The sequence below is a fragment of the Curtobacterium sp. MCLR17_007 genome, assembly GCF_003234655.2.
Lineage (GTDB): Bacteria > Actinomycetota > Actinomycetes > Actinomycetales > Microbacteriaceae > Curtobacterium.
The window spans coordinates 2,867,586-2,886,444 of record NZ_CP126271.1; the positions used below are offsets into that span (position 1 = coordinate 2,867,586).

The following is an 18,859-nucleotide window of genomic DNA, read 5'->3' on the forward strand; positions in this document are numbered from 1 at the left end:
AGCAAAGCGCTCCCCCTCGATGGCCGAGGTCGCCGACGCCGCCGGGGTCTCGATGCAGACGGTCTCCCGCGTCGCCCGCGGCTTCGACAACGTCAGCCCCGACACCCGACTCCGCGTCCAGGCGGTGATGACCTCGCTGGGCTACCGGCCGAACCGTGCCGCGCGTGCCCTGCGCTCAGGGCGGTTCCGCACGATCGGCGTGATCATGTTCACGCTGGCGTCATTCGGCAACATGCGCACGCTCGAGGCCATCGCCGACGCCGCGGGCGCCGCCGACTTCACGATCACCCTGCTGCCCATGGCATCCCGCACCGGCGAAGGGGTGCGGTCGGCGTTCTCCCGCCTGCACGAACAGGCCGTCGACGGGGTCATCATCATCATCGAGTCGCACGTCATCGACACCGCCGAGGTCGCCCTGCCCGACGGCGTCCCGGTCGTGGTCGTCGACTCCACCGGCACGACGGACCACCCGGCGATCGACACCGACCAGACCCAGGGCGCCCGGCTCGCGACGCAGCACCTGCTCGACCTGGGTCACGACACCGTCTGGCACGTCGCCGGCCCCTCGTCGTCGTACTCGGCAGCACGCCGGCTCGCCGCGTGGCAGTCGACGCTCGAACGGGCCGGACGCACGGTGCCACCCGTGTTCCGCGGCGACTGGAACACCTCGTCCGGCTACCGCGCCGGGCTCGAGATCGCGGAACGGCCGGAGATCACCGCCGTGTTCGCCGCGAACGACCAGACGGCGCTCGGGATCCTGCGGGCGTGCCACGAGCTCGGGCGCGCGGTCCCGTCGTCGCTCAGCGTGGTGGGCTTCGACGACTCGCCGGAGTCCGACTCGTTCTGGCCGCCGCTGACGACCGTGCACCAGTCCTTCGACGAGGTCGGCCGGCGCGCGGTCGCGACCCTGCTGGCGCAGATCGACGGCGAGGTCGTCGCCGCCGTGACGGACCTGGTTCCCGTGCGGCTCGTCGAGCGCGCGAGCACGGCGGCGCCGGCGCGCTGAGCGCGCGCGGCGCGGCGCGGCGCGGTCGCACGGTGCGCGGTTGGTCCTTCGTGCGAGCCTGACCGCCCGGTGCGAGGTTGTAGCGCCGCACCACCCGTGCAACCTCGCACGGGCCGCGAACCGCGCACGGTGCGGACGGGAGGCTCGTGGCGGCCCGGCACCGGGCCTCCCGTCCGCAGCGTGCGCCGTCGCGCCCGCCTGCCGGCCCGGGAAGCAGGAACGCGCGTAATGGGTCGGGGATCCCGACCCACCACGCGCGTCCCGACCTACTAACCGATCGACAGCGCCGTCCACGAGACGGGCGGCAGCTCGATCGTGACGGTGTCGCCCTCGCGGCGAGCCGTCTCGTTCGTGCGCAGCCCCACGCGCGCCGTGTTCGCGAGGTCGTTGACCGCGTGCAGGTCGTCGTCCCAGACGCCCTCGGCGTGCAGGTCGCCCGTGACGTCGAGCCCGGACAGGTCGATCGTGACCGTCGTGCTCTCGGACGGGTGGCGGTTCACCAGGAACACCGCGGCCTTGCCGTCCTCGATCGTGGCGGCGGAGTCGACCACGGGGACCTGCCCGTACGTGCCGCCGTCGACCGTGTCACCCGATGCGATGACCTGCAGCGAGGTGCCGTGCGCCAGGCGCGAGGTCAGCGAGAACGGGAAGAACGTGGTCTGGCGCCAGGCCTCGCCACCGGGCTCGGTCATGATCGGGCCGATCACGTTGACGAGCTGTGCGATCGACGCCGAGGCAACGCGGTCGGCGTGGCGGAGCAGCGAGATGAGCAGGCCGCCGACGACGACGGCGTCCGCCACGGTGTAGATGTCCTCGAGCAGACGCGGGGCCACGGGCCACTCGTCGATCGTGAACTCCTTCTGCATCTCGTTCCACTTCGAGATCGACCAGACGTTCCACTCGTCGAACGAGATGTCGATGCGCTTGTCCGACTTCTTGTGCGCCTGCACGTGGTCGGCCGCGGTCGTCACGGTGTCGATGAAGCGGTCCATGTTGACGCCGGACGCCAGGAAGGTCGCGAGGTCGTCGCCCTCTTCGTAGTAGGCGTGCGCCGAGATGTAGTCGACGTCGTCGTAGGCGTGCTCGAGGACCGTGCGCTCCCACTCACCGAAGGTCGGCATCGAGGCACCGGACGAACCGCAGATCACGAGCTCGAGGTCGGGCTGGATCTGGCGCATGCCCTTGGCGGTCATCGCCGCGAGCTTGCCGTAGTCGTCGGCGTTCTTGTGGCCGAGCTGCCAGGGGCCGTCCATCTCGTTGCCCAGGCACCACATCGTGACGCCGAACGGTGCCTCGCGGCCGTTGCGCTTGCGCTCCTCGGAGCGGGCGGTGCCGCCGGGGATGTTCGCGTACTCGAGCAGCTCGATGGCCGCCTCGGTCCCGCGGGTGCCGAGGTTGACGGCGAGCATCAGCTCGGAGTCGACGGAGTCGAGCCACTGCTGGAACTCGTGCAGGCCGACCTCGTTGGTCTCGGTGGAGTGCCAGGCCAGGTCGAGGCGCTTCGGACGCTCGTCGACCGGGCCGACGCCGTCCTCCCACTTGTAGCCGGACACGAAGTTGCCGCCGGGGTAGCGGATCGTGGTGACGCCGAGCTCCTTGACGAGCTCGATGACGTCCTTGCGGAAGCCGTGCTCGTCGGCCGTCTCGTGCGACGGCTCGTGGATGCCGTCGTAGACGTGACGGCCGAGGTGCTCGACGAACCCGCCGAAGAGACGACGGCGCACCGGCCCCACGGTGAAGGCGGCGTCGAGGACGAGGTGTGTGCGGGGCATGGATCTCCTTTGATCAGGCTGTTCGTCGTGCAGGGGTCGTGCGTTCGGTGGCACCCCGTCACGAAAAGTGAGCGCTCACCTGTCCGTAACGCTACCGGTATCCACAGCGCGACGAAAGGGCTGGCGCACCGTGGACACGCGGGCTAATGTGAGCGCTCACGGGACACTGACCCAGGTGTCCTCGCCCGGCCCATCCCGATGGAGTGATGCCATGCCGATCCGACCCGTCCCACCCGTCACGCCGATGCGCGGCGCGGGCTTCTCCCGAAGGAGCCTGCTCGCCGCCGGCGCCGCGGCTGCCACGGTCCTGCCGCTCGCCGCGTGCTCCAGCCCCCTCTCCGCCGGTCTCGCCGGCAGTGCCCTGAACCCCGAGACCCTGGTCTTCTGGAACCTGTTCGGCGGCGGTGACGGTCTGCGCATGCAGGAGATGGAGCGCGGCTACGCCAAGCAGCACGGCGGCTCCAGCTCGCTGCAGGCCACCACGTTCGCGTGGGGCAACCCGTACTACTCCAAGGTCACGCTGGCCACCGTCGGCAACAAGCCGCCGGACGTCGCGATCTCCCACCTCACCCGCGCGAAGCCGCTGTGGGACGGGGACCTGCTCGACCCGATCACGTCCGACGACCTGGCCGGGGTCGGCCTCAGCGCGAGCGACTTCAACCAGAAGGCGTGGACGGCGCAGAAGACCGACGGCAAGAACATCTGCATCCCGCTCGACACCCACCCCTTCGTGCTCTTCTACAACGTCGACGTCTGCCAGAAGGCCGGACTGCTCGACGGCGACGGCAAGCTCAAGGACCTCACCGGCGTGGATGCCTTCGAGAGCGCGCTGGCCGCGGTCTCCAAGGTCACCGGTGGCACCGCCCTGAACGTCGCGAACGTCAGCGAGGTCGCGACCCCGTGGCGCTTCTTCTGGACGATGTACAACCAGATCAACGGTGCGACGCCGTTCATCAGCGACGGCGGCGCGAAGCTCACCGTCAACGAGGACGCGTACACGAAGGTCACCGAGATGACCCAGAAGTGGGTCAAGAGCGGCTGGCTCAACAAGGGCCTCGACTACGCCACGGCGCAGACGCTGATGTTCACCGGCAAGGCCGGGTTCTTCATGCAGGGCGAGTGGGAGATCAGCACCGCGCAGTCCATCAAGGGACTGAAGTTCGGCATGGCGCCGATCCCGCAGCTGTTCGACAAGCCCGCCACCCAGGCCGACTCGCACACCTTCATCCTGCCGCGTAAGGACCGCACGCCGGAGCAGAAGAAGGCGGCGATGCTCTTCATCAAGCAGATGCTCGAGCAGAGCCTCACCTGGGCCCAGGGTGGTCACGTGCCGGCCTACCTGCCGACGTACGACAGCTCCGCGTACAAGAACCTGACCCCGCAGTCGAACTACGCGTCGGCCGCCGAGTCGGCCGTGTTCGACGACGCCGCCTGGTACGGCGGGTCGGGTTCGACGTTCGAGAACACCGTCGGCGCCCAGCTCGCGCTCGTCCAGCAGGGCAGCAGCTCCCCCGCCGCCGCCATGGGTGCGATCAAGTCCCAGCTGTCCACCTACCTCAACACGCCGAGCCCGCTGTGATCAGCCCGACGACCACCACGAACGCCGTGAACACCCTGCGAAAGGCACGATGACGTGACCACAGCACCTGTCCTCGACCGGCCCACGGACGCCGCGTCCGCGCCCCGGAAGCTGCGCACCTACCGCACCAGTCTCACCCGCGGCCAGGGCCGCAGCGGGTGGCTCTTCCTGGCTCCCTTCGGCCTGTTCTACATCGCCTTCCTGCTCGGACCGACGGTGTGGATGCTCGTCACGAGCTTCTTCAACACCTCGACGGTCCGCACCGGGCTCGGCAGCTTCGCCGGGTTCTCGAACTACGCGGAGATGCTCGGCCGCGACGACTTCTGGTCGTCGCTCTGGCACACCCTGCAGTTCACGCTCTACACGACGCCGCCGCTGGTCATCCTGGCGTTCGTGTTCGCCGTGCTGACGAACCGCATGAACAAGGGCCAGTGGTTCTTCCGCCTGGCGTTCTTCCTGCCGTTCATCCTGCCCTCGGCGACGATCTCGCTGATCTGGGTGTTCATCTTCACGCCGAGCACCGGCCTGTTCGCGAGCATCCAGTCGCTGCTCGGCATGACCCCCGGCGCCGGCGTCCTCGCCAGCCCGAACACGGCCATGATCGGTGTGGCCCTGGCGACCGTGTGGTGGACGCTCGGCTTCAACTTCGTGCTCTACCTGGCTGGCCTGCAGGAGATCCCGCGCGAGCTGTACGAAGCAGCCGCGGTCGACGGTGCGTCGAACTGGCAGCAGATCAAGTCGATCACGCTGCCGCTGCTCGGCCGGACGACGACCCTCGTCATCCTGCTGCAGATCATCGCCAGCCTGAAGATCTTCGACCAGGTCTACCTGATGACGAACGGCGGCCCGGGCATCTCGACCCAGGTCTCGCTGCAGCTCATCACGGGCGTCGGCTTCACCGACAACCGGCTCGGTGCGGCATCGGCCGCATCGGTGCTCCTGTTCATCGTGATCGTCGCGATCGCGGTCATCCGGCAGCTCGTCGAGCGCGCTGCCGCCAAGCGAGAGATCGGTGCCTGACATGACCGCCACCGAGAGCATCACGACCGAGCGCCCGAAGTACCGCTCCGGCGTCTCGTCGGCCGCACCGACCAGCGCCGCCAAGATCGGTGTCAGCGGCCGCGGGTTCACGATCGCGTCGGGCATCATCCTGACGGTGTTCGCGATCATCTGGCTCATCCCGAGCCTGTTCGCGCTGAAGACGTCGCTGTCCGACAACGGCGTCGCGGCCCTCGGCGCGAACTCGATCCTGTCGAACTGGAACCCGACGCTGCACTCGTACGCGTCGCTGTTCCAGGCCGGCGACATCTGGAACTGGTACCTGGCCAGCGGCATCACGAGCGTCATCACGGCGCTGCTGACGGTGCTGTTCGCCTCGATGGCGGCGTTCGCACTGAGCCGGCTGGTGTTCCGCGGCCGCAACGTCGCGTTCCTGCTGATCATCCTCGGCATCATGATCCCGACGCAGGTCCTGATCATCCCGATCTTCCAGGAGCTCAACTCCGTCGGCCTGCTGAACACCTACTGGTCGGTCATCTTCCCGCAGGTGCCGGCCGTGATCGCGGTGTTCATCTTCAAGCAGTTCTTCGACGGGATCCCCCGCGAGCTCGAGGAGGCCGCACGCATCGACGGCGCGGGCATCTGGAAGGTCTACTGGTCGGTGATCCTGCCGCTGTCGCGTCCGGTCATCGCCGCGGTGACGATCCTGACGTTCGTCGGCGTCTGGAACAACCTGCTCCTGCCGCTGTTCGTCCTGTCGAACCCGGATCTCATGACCATCCCGGTCGGTCTGGCGACGGTCCAGGGCAGCTTCGGCCAGCGCTACGCCGACATCCAGGCCGGTGCGCTGCTCGCGGCGCTGCCGCTGATCATCCTCTACCTGATCTTCCAGCGGCAGATCGTGGAGGGCGTGACGGGTTCCGGCCTCAAGGGCTGACGCCAGCGGAACGCGCGCAGACGGGAGGCCCGGTGCCAGCTGGCACCGGGCCTCCCGTCCGTTCGTGTGTCCGGCCGCGGGCACGTCACGCGTGGACGCGCGTGCGCTCCTGCTTCCAGAACCCGCTGAAGGTGATGCGGGACTTCGGCAGCCCCGACCGGTGCAGGTGGCGCCGGCCCTCGGTGGCCAGGGTCGACTCCCCCACGACGAACGCGTAGCCGCGGTCGTCCGACGGGGTGTGGCGGCGGAGTTCCTCGAGGGCGGCGGCACCCGGGGTCGCGTGCGGGTCCTGGCGGACGAGCCAGGTCACCGAGACACCGTCGGGGGCGTCGAGCTCCCGCATGTCGGCGGCCGCCGGGACCTCGATGATGATCCGTCCGACGGCGTCCCTCGGCAGCGACGCCGCGATGCCGACGACGCCGGGCAGTCCGGTCTCCTCGGCGACGACGAGCACCTCGGTGGCGTCGTCCGGGCAGTCGAAGATGCAGCCCTGGTCGAGGAAGGCGAGCTCGTCGCCCGGCTGTGCTGCGCAGGCCCAGAGCGCCGCGCGGCCCTCGGGCGTGCCGTCGACGTCGGTGTGCACGACGAAGTCGATGTCCAGTTCGGCCGGCGACGTCTCGGTCCCGGGGCGGAAGGCGGCGACGCTGTAGTTCGCGCAGTGCGGGCGGACGTCCTCGGGGATGGCCAGGAACGGCGGCCACCACTTCGCGCCGTCGAGCTCCGGCAGCCGGAAGGCGTCCTGGTGCGGGAGCGGCATGAACAGGCGGAACCAGTGGTCGAAGCCGAGGTACCCGAACTCGTGCAGGTCGTCACCGGTGACGGTGACGCGGTGCATCGACGGCGTCGCACGCTCGGTCCGGAGGACGCGCGCCCGGAAGAGCCGGGGGTTCGTGGGCATGAGCCGCGGGGTCTTCGCCATGAGGCAAGGCTAACCTAAGATGATTCGCGTGCCAGTCTCCGTTCCCGTCCCCACGGACACCCGCCCGCTGACCGCCGGCACGTCGGTCCGCGCGACCGGGGTGCACCGTGCGACGCTCCGCCGGCGGTCACTGCTCGTCGTCGTCATGGTCGTGGCGCTCGCCGTCACGAGCGTGCTGAGCATGCTGCTCGGCAGCAACCACATCGGCGTCGACCGGGTCGTGGCCGGGCTGCTGCACACCGGCACGAGCACCGACGACGCCATCGTGTGGGGCTCCCGGATCCCCCGCACGCTCATCGGGGCGACCGTCGGCGCAGCGCTCGGCATCGCGGGGCTGCTCATGCAAGGACACACGCGCAACCCGCTCGCCGACCCCGGCCTGTTCGGGGTGTCGGCAGGTGCGGGGCTCGCCGTGGTGGTCGGCGTCTACGTCTTCGGCATCACGAACACGGGCGTGACGGTGTGGTTCGCCCTGGCCGGCGCGGTCGTCGCCAGCGTCGTCGTGTTCTCGGTCACGATCGCGGGCAGCGGGACGGCGAGCCCCGTACCGCTCGCGCTCGCCGGAGCCGCGGTGTCAGCACTGCTGGGCGCCGTCACGTCGTTCATCGTCCTGACCGACCGGGACTCGCTCGACGCGTACCGCCTGTGGGTGGTCGGGTCCCTGTCCGGACGGCAGCTCGACGTGCTCGGTGCGACGTGGCCGTTCCTGGTCGTGGGACTCGTGCTCGCGGTCGCCAACGTCCGCGCGCTCGACGCCCTCGGGCTGGGCGCCGACCTGGCGCGGGGCCTCGGGGAGAACGTGCTCGTCGCGCGGCTGGTCGGCCTGGGCGGCATCACCCTGCTGGCCGCCGGAGCGACGGCGGCGGCGGGTCCGATCGGCTTCGTCGGTCTGACCGTCCCGCACGTGGCACGAGCCCTCGTCGGGACGGGCCACCGATGGGCGCTGCCGGCGTCCGCGCTGCTCGGGGCCGCGCTGGTGCTGCTCGCGGACGTGGTCGGCCGGCTCATCGGCGGGTTCGCCGAGGTCGAGGTCGGGATCGTGCTCGCCGTGATCGGCGGCCCGGTGTTCGTCGCCGTCGCCCGCCGTCGATCGCTGGTGTCGCTGTGAGCGGGCGGGTGCTCGCGGACGCCGACGTCGTCGCACCGCACGCCGGTCCGCGCCGGGGCGTCCGCATCGGACCGATCGGACTCGCCTGGCGCCCACGGGTGTTCGGCGTGACGGTCGGCGCGGTCGTGGTGGCCGTGCTGCTCGTGGTGCTCGGCGTCGCGATCGGCTCGACGTGGATCGCGCCGGGTGTGGTCATCCGGTCGCTGGTCGGGCTCGAGAGCGGCCCGGACGCCTTCATCGTCACCGCACTCCGACTGCCCCGGGTGCTCACCGGGGCGCTCGTCGGGCTGACGCTCGCCGTTGCCGGGGCGCTGACACAGACCTTCACGCGGAACCCGCTCGGCACGCCCGACATCATCGGGGTCACCTCGGGCGCCAGCGTCGGCGCGGTGGCCGCCGTGGTGCTCGGGGGCGGCAGCTCCGCCATCAGCACGCTCGTGCTCGGCGGCGGCATCCCGGTCGCGGCCACGATCGGCGCACTGGTCGCCGCCGTCACCGTCTACGGGCTCGGCTGGCGCGGCGGCGTGCAGAGCTACCGGCTCGTGCTGGTCGGGATCGGGGTGAGCGCCACGCTCGACGCGGTCACCAGCTACCTGCTCGTCCGTGCCCAGATCACCCAGGCCACCGCGGCGTCGCAGTGGCTCGTCGGCAGCCTGTCGAGCACGTCGTGGTCGAGCGTCTGGCCGCTGCTCGCCGTGGCCGTGGTGGCGGTGCCCATCGCCCTGGCGACGAGCGCGGCGCTCGGCATCGGTCAGCTCGGGGACGAGGTCGCGGTCGGCGTCGGGCTCGGCATCCAGCGACACCGGCTGCTCGTGATCGCCCTGGCCGTCGTGCTCACCGCCGCCGCCGTGGCCGCCGCGGGCCCGGTCGGCTTCGTGGCCTTCGTCGTGCCGCAGATCGCCCTCCGACTGGCGGGGACCAACCGTCCGCCACTGCTGCTGTCCGCGGCGCTCGGGGCGGTCCTCGTCCTCGGCGCCGACCTGCTCGCCCGCTCGGCGTTCCCGTGGCAGGTGCCGGTCGGCATCGTCACGACCGTCATCGGCGCCCCGTACCTGATCTGGCTGCTCGTCCGCCACCGCAAGGAGATGTCCCGATGACCCCGTCCGTGCTCGAGGCCCGCGGGCTCTCCGTCGGCTACGACCGCCACCCCGTGCTGCAGGACCTCGACCTGTCGATCGAGCGCGGCACCGTGACCACGTTCCTCGGGGCGAACGGCTGCGGCAAGTCCACGCTGCTCAAGGCCTTCGGTCGGGTGCTCAAGCCGATCGCGGGCGAGGTCCTGCTGGACGGCGTCCCGATCCGCTCGGAGCCGAACCGTGCCGTCGCGCGGAAGCTCGCGATCCTGCCCCAGTCCCCCGTCGCCCCGGCCGGCACCACCGTGCTCGACCTGGTCATGCGCGGCCGGAACCCGCACCAGTCCTGGGCGAAGCCGTGGACCGCCGAGGACGCCGCCGTCGCCGAGGACGCCATCGCCGCCACGGGGCTGACGGCGGTGGCCCACCGCGACGTCGCGAGCCTGTCCGGTGGCCAGCGGCAGCGTGCGTGGATCGCCCTCGTGCTCGCGCAGCACGCCGACACCCTGCTGCTCGACGAGCCCACGACCTACCTCGACCTGGCCCACCAGCTGGAGGTCCTGCGGCTCGTCCGGCGGATCAACCGCGACCAGGGCGCGACGGTCGTCATGGTGCTCCACGACCTGACGCTCGCCGCCCGGTACTCGGACCGCCTGGTCGTGCTGCACGACGGCGGTGTCGTCGCCGACGGCACGCCGCACGAGGTGCTGACGCCCGCCGTCCTGGCCGCGGCGTTCGGACTCCACGCCCGTGTCGTCCCGGACCCGGTGACCGGGGCGCCGATGGTCGTGCCCGAGGCCGACGAACACGACCTGGACCACGTCACGGGGCTCGCCGACTCGACTTACTTAGGTTAGGCTCTCCTAATGTGAAGCTCCGATCGATTCTCCTGACCGCAGTGGCCGCATCGGCCCTCCTCCTGGCCGGCTGCTCGAGCACCGGGACGACCGGATCGTCCGCGGGCAGCGGTTCCTCCGCCGCCGCTGGCGGTGCCTGGTCGTACGAGGACGCCACGGGCACCACCGTCAAGGTCGACCACACGCCGAAGCGGGTCGTCGTCCTCAACGACATCGCGATCTCGTTCGTGCAGTACGGTCTGCGCCCGGTCGGTACCTTCGGGCAGCTGACGATGGCTTCCGACGCGCGCTTCAAGGGCCTCGACACCGACGGCATCACCCAGCTCGGCAAGGCGTACGGCGACATCGACCTCGAGCAGCTCGCGGCGCTCAAGCCCGACCTCGTGGTCACCTCCGTGTACCCGACGGACGAACAGGGCACGCTCGACCCGAAGGCGCCGGGCTACGGCTTCAAGGACAAGGCGCAGGAGAAGCAGATCGCGGCCATCGCCCCGATCGTCCAGGTCAAGTGGGGCGGCAAGGGCCTCGACGTGATCAAGGACATCAGCGGGCTCGCCGAGTCGCTCGGGGCGAAGGAGTCGACGGTCGCCGCTGCCGAGAAGCGCTTCGACACCGCGAAGGACGAACTCACCGCGGCGACGAAGCGACAGGACCTGCGGGTCGTCTCGATGTACGCCGACGGCGACGGCGCCTACGTCACCCGCCCCGCCGACGAGCCGACGCTGCAGATGTACCGCGACTTCGGTGTCGACCTCGTGACGCCGAAGCCGAAGGGCTTCTACTGGGGGATCTACAGCTGGGAGAACGCGGGTCAGATCAGCGGCGACGTGCTGCTGCTGTCGCAGCAGGGCTACCAGGTCGCCGACCTCGAGAAGCAGCCGACGTTCGCCGACAACACGGCACTGCAGGCCGGCCAGGTCCACAGCTGGACGTTCCCGGCGCTCGACTACGCCTCGCAGGCGCAGTACATGACGCAGCTGGCGGGCTGGCTCGACGACAGCAAGAAGCTGTCCTAGACCCACGCCGATCCGGACGGGAGGCCCGGTGCCAGCTGGCACCGGGCCTCCCGTCCGTCGCGTGGTCAGTCCTTCGGCAGCAGCGGAGCCCAGAACGCATCGGGGCCGTCGGCGACGACGGCCTCCGGGTCGAAGCGGAAGCCGTACTCGCCGACGAACTCGGCCGCGCCGGCGACCTCGTCCTGTTCGTCGTCGCGGTCGGGCTCGAACAGGTACACGCCGTGCCCCATCGGGACACCGCTGTCACTGATGACGGTCAGGTCCCAACGCCCCTCTTCGGCGCGCTCGATCCGGACGACGGCAGCCTGTGCGGCGGTGAAGTCAGCCATGTCGCGGAGCGTACGCCGCGGTCCTCCGGGTCAGCGCAGCGCTCCGACCGCGGCCTTCGTCGCGGCGGCGACCAGGGCGTCGTCGGTCGTGGCGTCCGGCTGGTCCCGGCTCGTCATGACCACGACCACGACCGGAGCACGACCGGCCGGGTAGACCACCGCGATGTCGTTCCGGACGCCGTACTCCCCCGTGCCCGTCTTGTCGGCGACCGGCCACGTCGGATCGACGCCCGCGCGGACCGTTGCCGCACCCGTGGTGTTGTCGAGCATGGTGTCGCGCAGGAACGTCCGGTCCGTCGTGTCGAGGGTCGTCCCGAGCAGCACCTTCCGCAGGTCGGTGACGAACTGCGCCGGGGTGGTGGTGTCGCGCGGGTCGCCCGGCGTCGCCTCGTTGAGCTCGGGTTCGAGGCGGTCGACGTTCGTCGTGTGGTCGCCGATCCCGCGCAGGTACCGCTCGACGGCGTCCGGGCCGCCGACCCGCTCGACGAGCAGGTTCGCCGCGGTGTTGTCGCTGAAGCGCAGGGTCGCGTCGACGAGCTCCCGCACGGTCATCCCGGAGTCGACGAACCGGCTCGTGACCGGGGCGTAGGACAGCAGGTCGCCTCGGTCGTAGTGCACGACGGTGTCGAGGTCGGCGTCCGATGAGCCCGCCAGGACCGCCGCGACGATGAACACCTTGTTCGTCGACGCGAACGCGAATCGCTCCCCCGACCGGTACGCGACGCGCTGTCCGGAGCCGGTGTCGAGCGCCATGACGCCCAGGCGCGCGTCGTGCTGCCGCTCGAGCTGTCGGAACGCGGCGTCGACCGATCGCTGCGACGTGCCCGTGTCCGTCGTCGCTGCCGCCGCCGCTGCCCCCGTCGACGTCGCGGTCGAGGCAGCCGGCGTGGCGCCTCCGCTGCAGCCGGCCGCCGCCAGCACGACCGCCAGGCCGATCGCCGACGAGGAGACGATCGTCGTTGCACGCATGCCGCCAGTATCCGACACCGACCTGCGTCACGGTCGAAGACTGTCGCGCAGGCGTGCGCAGGCCGAGCGGAAGGCATCGCCGAGCGTCGCATCGTCTGCCGACACCCAGATCTCGAGGGACACCCGCAGCGCCAGGAGCGTGATCGGCACCACGAACGGATCCGGACACCGCCAGACGCTCCGGAGGTCGACCATCTGCTCCGCGTCCCGCGCTGCCATCGCAGCCGACAGCGCCGGATCGGAGACCACGAGGCCCCAGACCCTCCGGAGCCGCTCGCGCTCTCCGGTCGGGTCCGCCTCCATCCGGCCGAGGCACTGGAGGACCCGCTCCGTGACGGCCTCGAAGTCGACGGGGTCGCGAACGAGCGCGCCGACGAACCGGTGGACGTGGTGCACGCCGAACCGGAACGCGTCCACCTTCGCCGGGCAGTAGCGGAAGAAGGTCCGCTGGGTCATCTCCGCCTCGGCCGCGATGTCCTGCGCCGTGACGGCGTCGAAGCCCCGCTGTGCGACGAGCGCCACTGCGGCGGTCTCGATGGCTCGCTGCATCGCCAGGCGATGTCGGACACGGACCCCCGGGTCGAACTCCATCGGGATCCGGGGCGTCGGGGGGCGCTGCTGGTGTCTTGCCTTCGTCATCCTCTGGATGCTGTCAGTCGCTGACGGAAGTCAGAGGCGGGCGGGGAGCATCTGTGGACAGCCGCCGGTACGCTCGCGCCATGTCCGCCGCCCCGCCGCCCGACGACCCGCTCGTCGCAGAGCGGATCCGAGCGCTGCAGCGGGCGCTGGCCGACGCGGTCCCGAAGAGCTCGGTCGAGCTGCGGGGGTCGCGGGCGTCGGTCCAGTGGAGTCGCTGCGACTCGATCCGGACACCCTGCCGAGCAGCGTGCGGTGGCTGGTGTTCGTCCGGATCGCCCACTGGTCGCTCTTCCAGCGGATCGACCTCGAGCTGACCGGGTCCTTCGGCGGCCCACCGCCGGGGTGGATGCGGCCGTGGCCACGCGCCGAGAGCGCGGTGATGAACGTCGTCGCCGCGACCAAGGCCGAGCACCGCGGCCGTGGCGACGTCGACGGGCTGCTGCAGCGCGCCGCGGACCGCGTCGGCATCGGGACACTCGACGGGACGACTCAGGACCGGATGCGCCGAGTACTCGACGCATCGGTGCGGGCAGATCCCCGGCAGACCGACCTGGCCGCGCGCGTCACGGCGCTGCTGGCATGAGGGATCAGGAGCGGGACAGGCGCTCCACCGTCGCGTGGGCACCGTCGTCGATCAGTCCGTCGAGCGCGTCGCGGTAGGCCGTGACGAACCGCTCGTCGTCGGCCAGGTCCCCGAACACCGCGCGGTTCTCGATGAAGGCGAGCCGGTCCTCCCGCTGGGTGAGCGCGATGCGGTTGAGTGAGTCCGCGAGCCGGTCGACGATCGTGATGGGCTCGCCCGACTCGTCCGTCCCCTCGGCGTAGCGCGCCCACGAGGCGACGATGCCCGCGGACAGGGTGACCGGGCCGCCGGAAGCCAGGTTGTCGCGCACGACCGGCAGCAGCCACTTCGGGATGCGGTCGCTCGACTCGGCGCACAGGCGCGCCAGGGTGTCACGCACCTCCGGGTTCTGGAACCGCTCGATGAGCGTCGCCTTGTAGTCGTCGAGGTCGATGCCGGGGACGGGCTTGAGCGTCGGCGTGCCCTCCTCGTCCATGTAGCGCCGCAGGAAGGTCGCGATGGCGGGGTCCTGGGTCGCCTCGTGGGCGTACCGGTACCCGGCCAGGTACCCGAAGTAGCACAGCCCCTGGTGGCTTGCGTTGAGCAGCCGAAGCTTCATGAGCTCGTAGGGCTCGACGTCGTCGACGAGCTGCACGTCGGCGTCCTCGTACGGCGGACGTCCCGCCGGGTGGTCGTCCTCGAGCACCCACTGGAAGAACGGCTCGGCGACGACGGGCCACGCGTCCTCGATGCCGAGGTCGTCGCGCACCGACGCGCGGTCCTCGTCGGTCGTGACCGGCGTGATCCGGTCGACCATCGAGTTCGGGAAGTGCACGTGCTCGTCCATCCAGTCGGCGAAGAACGGGTCCTGCAGGCGGGCGTAGGCGGTGAACATCTCGCGTGCGACGTGGCCGTTGCCCTGGATGTTGTCGCACGACATCACCGTGAAGGGCTCGAGCCCGCGGTCGCGCCGTCGACGCAGCGCCTCGACGACCAGGCCGAAGACCGTGTGCGGCGGCTGGTCCCCGGACAGGTCCGCGACGACACCGGGCTCGTCCGCCACGAACTCCCCCGTCACGTGGTCGAAGTTGTAGCCGCCCTCGGTGATGGTCAGGCTGACGATCCGGGTGTCGGTCGAGGCCATCTTCTCGATGACCGCATCGGGGTCGTCGACCGCCAGCAGGTAGTCGACGATGCTGCCGACGACCCGGGCCTCGCGAGTGCCGTCCGCGTGCTTGAGGACGAGCGTGTACAGGCCGCCCTGGGTCGCCATCGCCTCGGCCATGCGGCGGTCCTGCTCCAGGACCCCGACGCCGCAGATGCCGAAGTCACGAGCCTCGCCCTGCTGCAGCAGACGGTCGATGACCATGGCCTGGTGCGCGCGGTGGAAGCCGCCGACGCCGAAGTGGACGATCCCGGCGGTGATCCCGGCCCGGTCGTACGTCGGGACCGCGACACCGCTCGCGGCGATCTCGTCGAGGGTGTCCGGAGACAGGCGAACGGACATCGGTACTCCTTCGTACGGTGGTGATGGCCCGGCAAGTCAATCACGGAACAGATGTTCTGCACCGTCGTTCACCTGCGATCACCGTCGGGGGACAAGCCTGAGCATCCACTCGTGCTCGTTGCACCGAGTGCATCGATGCACTTAGTGTTCACGTCGTGACCCTGTCGATCGACCGCCGTGCCGCCCTCAAGGCGAAGCACCGTGCTGCGATCCTGCAGGCCGCGCGGGAACTGGTCGACGAGCGCGGTGGCCGGGGTTTCAGCGTCGACGAGCTCGCGGAGCGGGCCGACGTCGCCCGTCGCACGGTGTTCAACCACTTCTCCTCGCTCGACGAGATCCTGCTGACCGTCTGCGAAGAAGTCCTCAGTGTGATCATCGACCGGTTCCTCGCCGACATGGCGAACACACCCGTCGGTGACGGAACCCGGTCGGCGATGTTCGACGAGCTCGAGTCGGCCGCCCGCGGAGCCGACCTCGCACCCGCGATCGTCCGGATGCAGACGATCCTCGGCGAGCCCGACGAGGAGACGGACGCCAAGGCCGCCGTGCTGACGCAGACGGCGTTCACCCGGGTCACCGGCCGGCTCCGCGACGAGGTCGCCCGCCGGCACCCCGCCGCCGACGCCCTCGATGCCGCGCTGCTCGTCGAGTCGCTCATGAGCGGCATCGTCGTCATCGCGGAACACTGGCTCACGACGACGGGCCCGCGCCTCGACCAAGCTGCCCTCGACGACTGGGACGCCTTGCTCGCGCGACTCGTGCACAGCGTCCGCAGCGGCTACATGGCCGACCACTAGACACACCACCAGGGGTCCGCCGGCGTGCCCCGCACCCACAGCACCACCCTCTACGAAAGGAACGGGGCACCGCATGGCCGGTCTGCTCTACCGCCTCGGACGATTCTCCGCACGGCGGCACTGGCTCGTGATCATCACGTGGATCGTGTTGATGGGCATCGCGGGCGGCACGTACGCCCTGTTCGCCGGGACCATCTCCTCGTCGATCACCATCCCGGGCACCAAGACCAGCCAGGTCCAGGACGAGCTCGCGGACAAGTTCCCGAGCGCGAACGGCGGCACCGGCACGCTCGTGTTCACCACGAAGGACGGCAAGGCGTTCTCGGACGCGCAGAAGACCGGCGTCGCGGACTTCCTCGAGGACGTCGAACAGCTCAAGGGCGTCAAGGGCGCCACGAGCGGGTTCGACACCCAGAAGCAGCTCGACGACCAGCGCCAGAAGCTCGTCGACGGCAAGCAGCAGATCACCGACGGCCGTTCCCAGCTGTCGCAGCAGCAGTCCACCATCGACTCCGGTCTCCAGCAGATCACGCAGGCACAGCAGCAGCTGGACGCGCAGAAGCAGCAGACGTCTGCGCTGACCGGCGCCGCGGCCGAGGCGGCCCAGCAGCAGCTCACGGCTGCGCAGTCCGAGCTCGACGCGAAGAAGGCGCAACTGACCGAGGGGCAGGCGAAGCTCGACGCGGCGAAGGACAAGCTCGACGCCAACGCGACCGAGCTCACGCAGGGCACGAAGCTGCTGGACCTGTCGAAGGACATCCGCTTCGTGTCGAAGAACGACAGCACGGTGATCGGGACGGTCCAGTTCACGAAGTCGACCTACGAGGTGCCGGCGTCCACGAAGACCGCGATCTCGGACAAGGCGGACGACGCGAAGATCGACGGCGTCGAGGTGTACGTGTCGAACGACATCGCCCAGGGCGTGCCGTCGATCCTCGGACCCGGCGAGATCGGCGGCGTGATCATCGCGGCGATCGTGCTGTTCCTGATGCTCCGCACGGTGATCGGCGCCGCGGTCCCGCTCGTGTCGGCTGTGCTCGGCGTCGGCGTCGCGTCACTCGCCGCGCTCTCCTTCTCGAGCCTGGTCGAGTTCATCTCGGTCACGCCGGTGCTGGGGGTGATGCTGGGCCTGGCGGTCGGCATCGACTACTCGCTCTTCATCCTGAACCGCCACCGCACCCAGCTCAAGCAGGGCATGCCGGTGCACGAGTCCATCGGCCTGGCGAACGGCACCTCGGGCAACGCCGTGGTGTTCGCGGGCGCCACGGTCATCGTCGCGCTGCTCGCGCTCAACATCACCGGCATCCCGTTCCTCGGCCTCATGGGCACGGTCGGCGCGGTCGCGGTGTTCTTCGCGATCTGCATCGCCACGTCGTTCACCCCGGCGCTGCTGTCGCTCATCGGCATGCGGATCCTGCGGCGCAAGGAGCGGGAGCGCATCGGCAACACGGGCTCGACCCGCGTGCCGAACAAGCCGATGTCGACCTGGCGCGCGGTCATCACGCTCGTCGCGGGCGTCGCGGTGCTCGGCACGATCGCCCTCCCGGCAACGCAGATGCGCCTCGGCCTGCCGAGCGGCTCGTCCGAAGCCGTCGACTCCAGCCAGTACAAGGCGTACAAGGCGCTCGACAAGGAGTTCGGCGCCGGCCAGAACGGTCCGCTGCTGGTCGTGGCGACCCTGCCGAAGGCGGTCAGCGCGGACGACGTCACCGCGACCGAGGTCACCATCGGGCAGGCGATCGCGAAGAACGACGACGTCGATGCGGTGCTGCCGATCGGCGCCTCGAAGTCACGCGAGGTCATCGCCTTCCAGGTGAAGCCGAACGGCGGCCCGGACAGCGTCTCGACCGAGAACCTGGTCAAGGACCTGCGCACGCAGGACGTGAGCGTGGACGACGGCACGGTCTCGCTCGGGGTCGCGGGCAACGCGTCGGCGAACATCGACGTGTCCGAGAAGCTGTCGAACGTGCTGCCGCTCTACCTGGCGGTCGTGGTCGGGCTGTCCCTGATCATCCTCATCATCGTGTTCCGGTCGTTCCTCGTGCCGATCACGGCCACGGCGGGCTTCATCCTGTCGGTGCTGGCGTCGTTCGGTGGCCTGACCGCGATCTACCAGTTCGGCTGGCTCGGCAGCGTGTTCGGGGTGCACGACCCCGCGCCGATCCTGAGCTTCCTGCCCATCATCGAGATCGGCATCCTGTTCGGGCTCGCGATGGACTACCAGCTGTTCCTGGTGTCGGGCATGCGTGAGGCCTACGCCCACGGCGCGAACGCGAAGGTGGCCGTCCAGCGCGGTCTGCACGCGGGTCGCGCGGTGGTCACGGCAGCGGCGATCATCATGATCTCGGTGTTCGCGGGCTTCATCTTCTCGGACTCCTCCACGATCAAGCCGATCGGCTTCGGCCTGGCGTTCGGTGTGCTCGTCGACGCGTTCGTCGTGCGCATGCTGCTCATCCCGGCGGCGATGCACCTGCTCGGCGAGAGCGCCTGGTGGTTCCCGAAGTGGCTCGACCGCATCGTGCCGGACGTCGACGTCGAGGGCGCCAAGCTCGAGCGCTCCCACCCCGGAGACCGCCACGAGATGCCGCGCGAGTCGACGCACACGGGGACGCACGTCCTGCCGGTCGCGCCGGACGCCGCGACGCACGACTCGGGGCACCCGCCAGCGCACCGCGCGTAGCGGAGCGCACCGCGCCCCTCGCACCACCCTGGAGGCCCGGTGCCGGTCCACGAGACCGGCACCGGGCCTCCTGGCCGTGTCCGACGCGCCAGTCGTTCGCGCACGAACGG

At 70.3% G+C, this 18,859-nt stretch carries 17 protein-coding genes; 11 read left to right on the plus strand and 6 right to left on the minus strand.

The features are described from left to right. The first annotated feature begins 19 nt into the window (after positions 1-19). Positions 20-1,006: a LacI family DNA-binding transcriptional regulator gene (locus tag DEJ13_RS13570; protein WP_111105761.1), complete on the plus strand. Its 987-nt coding sequence runs from the start codon at positions 20-22 to the stop codon at positions 1,004-1,006. Positions 1,007-1,275: 269 nt separating this feature from the next. Here the strand turns inward: DEJ13_RS13570 and arfA are convergent, their stop codons facing one another. Further along, positions 1,276-2,778 carry an arabinosylfuranosidase ArfA gene (gene arfA, locus DEJ13_RS13575; protein ID WP_111105762.1) on the minus strand — a complete coding sequence of 501 codons (1,503 nt, stop codon included), beginning with the start codon at positions 2,776-2,778 and terminating at the stop codon, positions 1,276-1,278. A gap of 211 nt (positions 2,779-2,989) precedes the next feature. Here arfA and DEJ13_RS13580 point away from each other — a divergent pair, with 211 nt between their 5' ends. The 3 genes from DEJ13_RS13580 to DEJ13_RS13590 are packed head-to-tail and all read left to right on the plus strand — an operon-like array spanning position 2,990 to position 6,293. Continuing rightward, entirely contained in the window at positions 2,990-4,357 is a 1,368-nt protein-coding gene (locus DEJ13_RS13580) for an extracellular solute-binding protein (protein ID WP_111105763.1), read from the plus strand. Positions 4,358-4,411: 54 nt separating this feature from the next. Next, on the plus strand, positions 4,412-5,377 hold the full coding sequence (locus DEJ13_RS13585; protein ID WP_082517733.1) for a carbohydrate ABC transporter permease: 966 nt from the start codon (positions 4,412-4,414) through the stop codon (positions 5,375-5,377). Between the two features lies 1 nt (position 5,378). Then, positions 5,379-6,293 (plus strand): carbohydrate ABC transporter permease, encoded by a 915-nt coding sequence (locus tag DEJ13_RS13590; protein WP_056119501.1) that lies wholly within the window; start codon positions 5,379-5,381, stop codon positions 6,291-6,293. Between the two features lie 85 nt (positions 6,294-6,378). On the opposite strand, the gene DEJ13_RS13595 is transcribed toward DEJ13_RS13590, so the two are convergent. Beyond that, positions 6,379-7,212 carry a siderophore-interacting protein gene (locus DEJ13_RS13595; RefSeq protein ID WP_111105764.1) on the minus strand — a complete coding sequence of 278 codons (834 nt, stop codon included), beginning with the start codon at positions 7,210-7,212 and terminating at the stop codon, positions 6,379-6,381. Between the two features lie 28 nt (positions 7,213-7,240). Here DEJ13_RS13595 and DEJ13_RS13600 point away from each other — a divergent pair, with 28 nt between their 5' ends. The 4 genes from DEJ13_RS13600 to DEJ13_RS13615 are packed head-to-tail and all read left to right on the plus strand — an operon-like array spanning position 7,241 to position 11,266. Continuing rightward, positions 7,241-8,320 carry a FecCD family ABC transporter permease gene (locus DEJ13_RS13600; RefSeq protein WP_258373987.1) on the plus strand — a complete coding sequence of 360 codons (1,080 nt, stop codon included), beginning with the start codon at positions 7,241-7,243 and terminating at the stop codon, positions 8,318-8,320. Then, positions 8,317-9,417, plus strand: coding sequence for a FecCD family ABC transporter permease (locus DEJ13_RS13605; RefSeq protein ID WP_258373988.1), 1,101 nt, complete (start codon positions 8,317-8,319; stop codon positions 9,415-9,417). Before DEJ13_RS13600 ends, DEJ13_RS13605 begins: the two co-directional genes overlap by 4 nt. Then, entirely contained in the window at positions 9,414-10,250 is an 837-nt protein-coding gene (locus DEJ13_RS13610; RefSeq protein ID WP_111105766.1) for an ABC transporter ATP-binding protein, read from the plus strand. The genes DEJ13_RS13605 and DEJ13_RS13610 overlap by 4 nt, the downstream gene beginning before the upstream one ends. An 11-nt stretch (positions 10,251-10,261) precedes the next feature. Next, on the plus strand, positions 10,262-11,266 hold the full coding sequence (locus tag DEJ13_RS13615; protein ID WP_146245153.1) for an ABC transporter substrate-binding protein: 1,005 nt from the start codon (positions 10,262-10,264) through the stop codon (positions 11,264-11,266). A gap of 65 nt (positions 11,267-11,331) precedes the next feature. Here the strand turns inward: DEJ13_RS13615 and DEJ13_RS13620 are convergent, their stop codons facing one another. The 3 genes from DEJ13_RS13620 to DEJ13_RS13630 are packed head-to-tail and all read right to left on the minus strand — an operon-like array spanning position 11,332 to position 13,203. Further along, entirely contained in the window at positions 11,332-11,595 is a 264-nt protein-coding gene (locus DEJ13_RS13620) for a hypothetical protein (protein WP_056119513.1), read from the minus strand. 30 nt (positions 11,596-11,625) lie between these two features. Beyond that, a complete protein-coding gene (gene bla / locus DEJ13_RS13625) occupies positions 11,626-12,564 on the minus strand; it encodes a class A beta-lactamase (protein WP_111105768.1) in 939 nt (312 codons plus the stop codon). A 27-nt stretch (positions 12,565-12,591) separates the two neighbouring features. Beyond that, a complete protein-coding gene (locus tag DEJ13_RS13630; protein WP_111105769.1) occupies positions 12,592-13,203 on the minus strand; it encodes a TetR family transcriptional regulator in 612 nt (203 codons plus the stop codon). 205 nt (positions 13,204-13,408) lie between these two features. Here DEJ13_RS13630 and DEJ13_RS13635 point away from each other — a divergent pair, with 205 nt between their 5' ends. Further along, positions 13,409-13,786 carry a hypothetical protein gene (locus DEJ13_RS13635; RefSeq protein WP_111105770.1) on the plus strand — a complete coding sequence of 126 codons (378 nt, stop codon included), beginning with the start codon at positions 13,409-13,411 and terminating at the stop codon, positions 13,784-13,786. A gap of 4 nt (positions 13,787-13,790) precedes the next feature. Here the strand turns inward: DEJ13_RS13635 and DEJ13_RS13640 are convergent, their stop codons facing one another. After that, positions 13,791-15,272, minus strand: a complete 1,482-nt coding sequence (locus DEJ13_RS13640) for a mannitol dehydrogenase family protein (protein WP_111105771.1) — start codon at positions 15,270-15,272, stop codon at positions 13,791-13,793. Positions 15,273-15,427: 155 nt separating this feature from the next. On the opposite strand from DEJ13_RS13640, the gene DEJ13_RS13645 reads away from it, so the two are divergent. Beyond that, positions 15,428-16,069 carry a TetR/AcrR family transcriptional regulator gene (locus tag DEJ13_RS13645; RefSeq protein ID WP_181436921.1) on the plus strand — a complete coding sequence of 214 codons (642 nt, stop codon included), beginning with the start codon at positions 15,428-15,430 and terminating at the stop codon, positions 16,067-16,069. Between the two features lie 73 nt (positions 16,070-16,142). Then, the gene (locus DEJ13_RS13650) at positions 16,143-18,749 is read left to right on the plus strand and encodes an MMPL family transporter (protein WP_111105773.1); all 2,607 of its coding nucleotides are present in this window, start codon (positions 16,143-16,145) and stop codon (positions 18,747-18,749) included. Positions 18,750-18,859 lie beyond the last annotated feature (110 nt).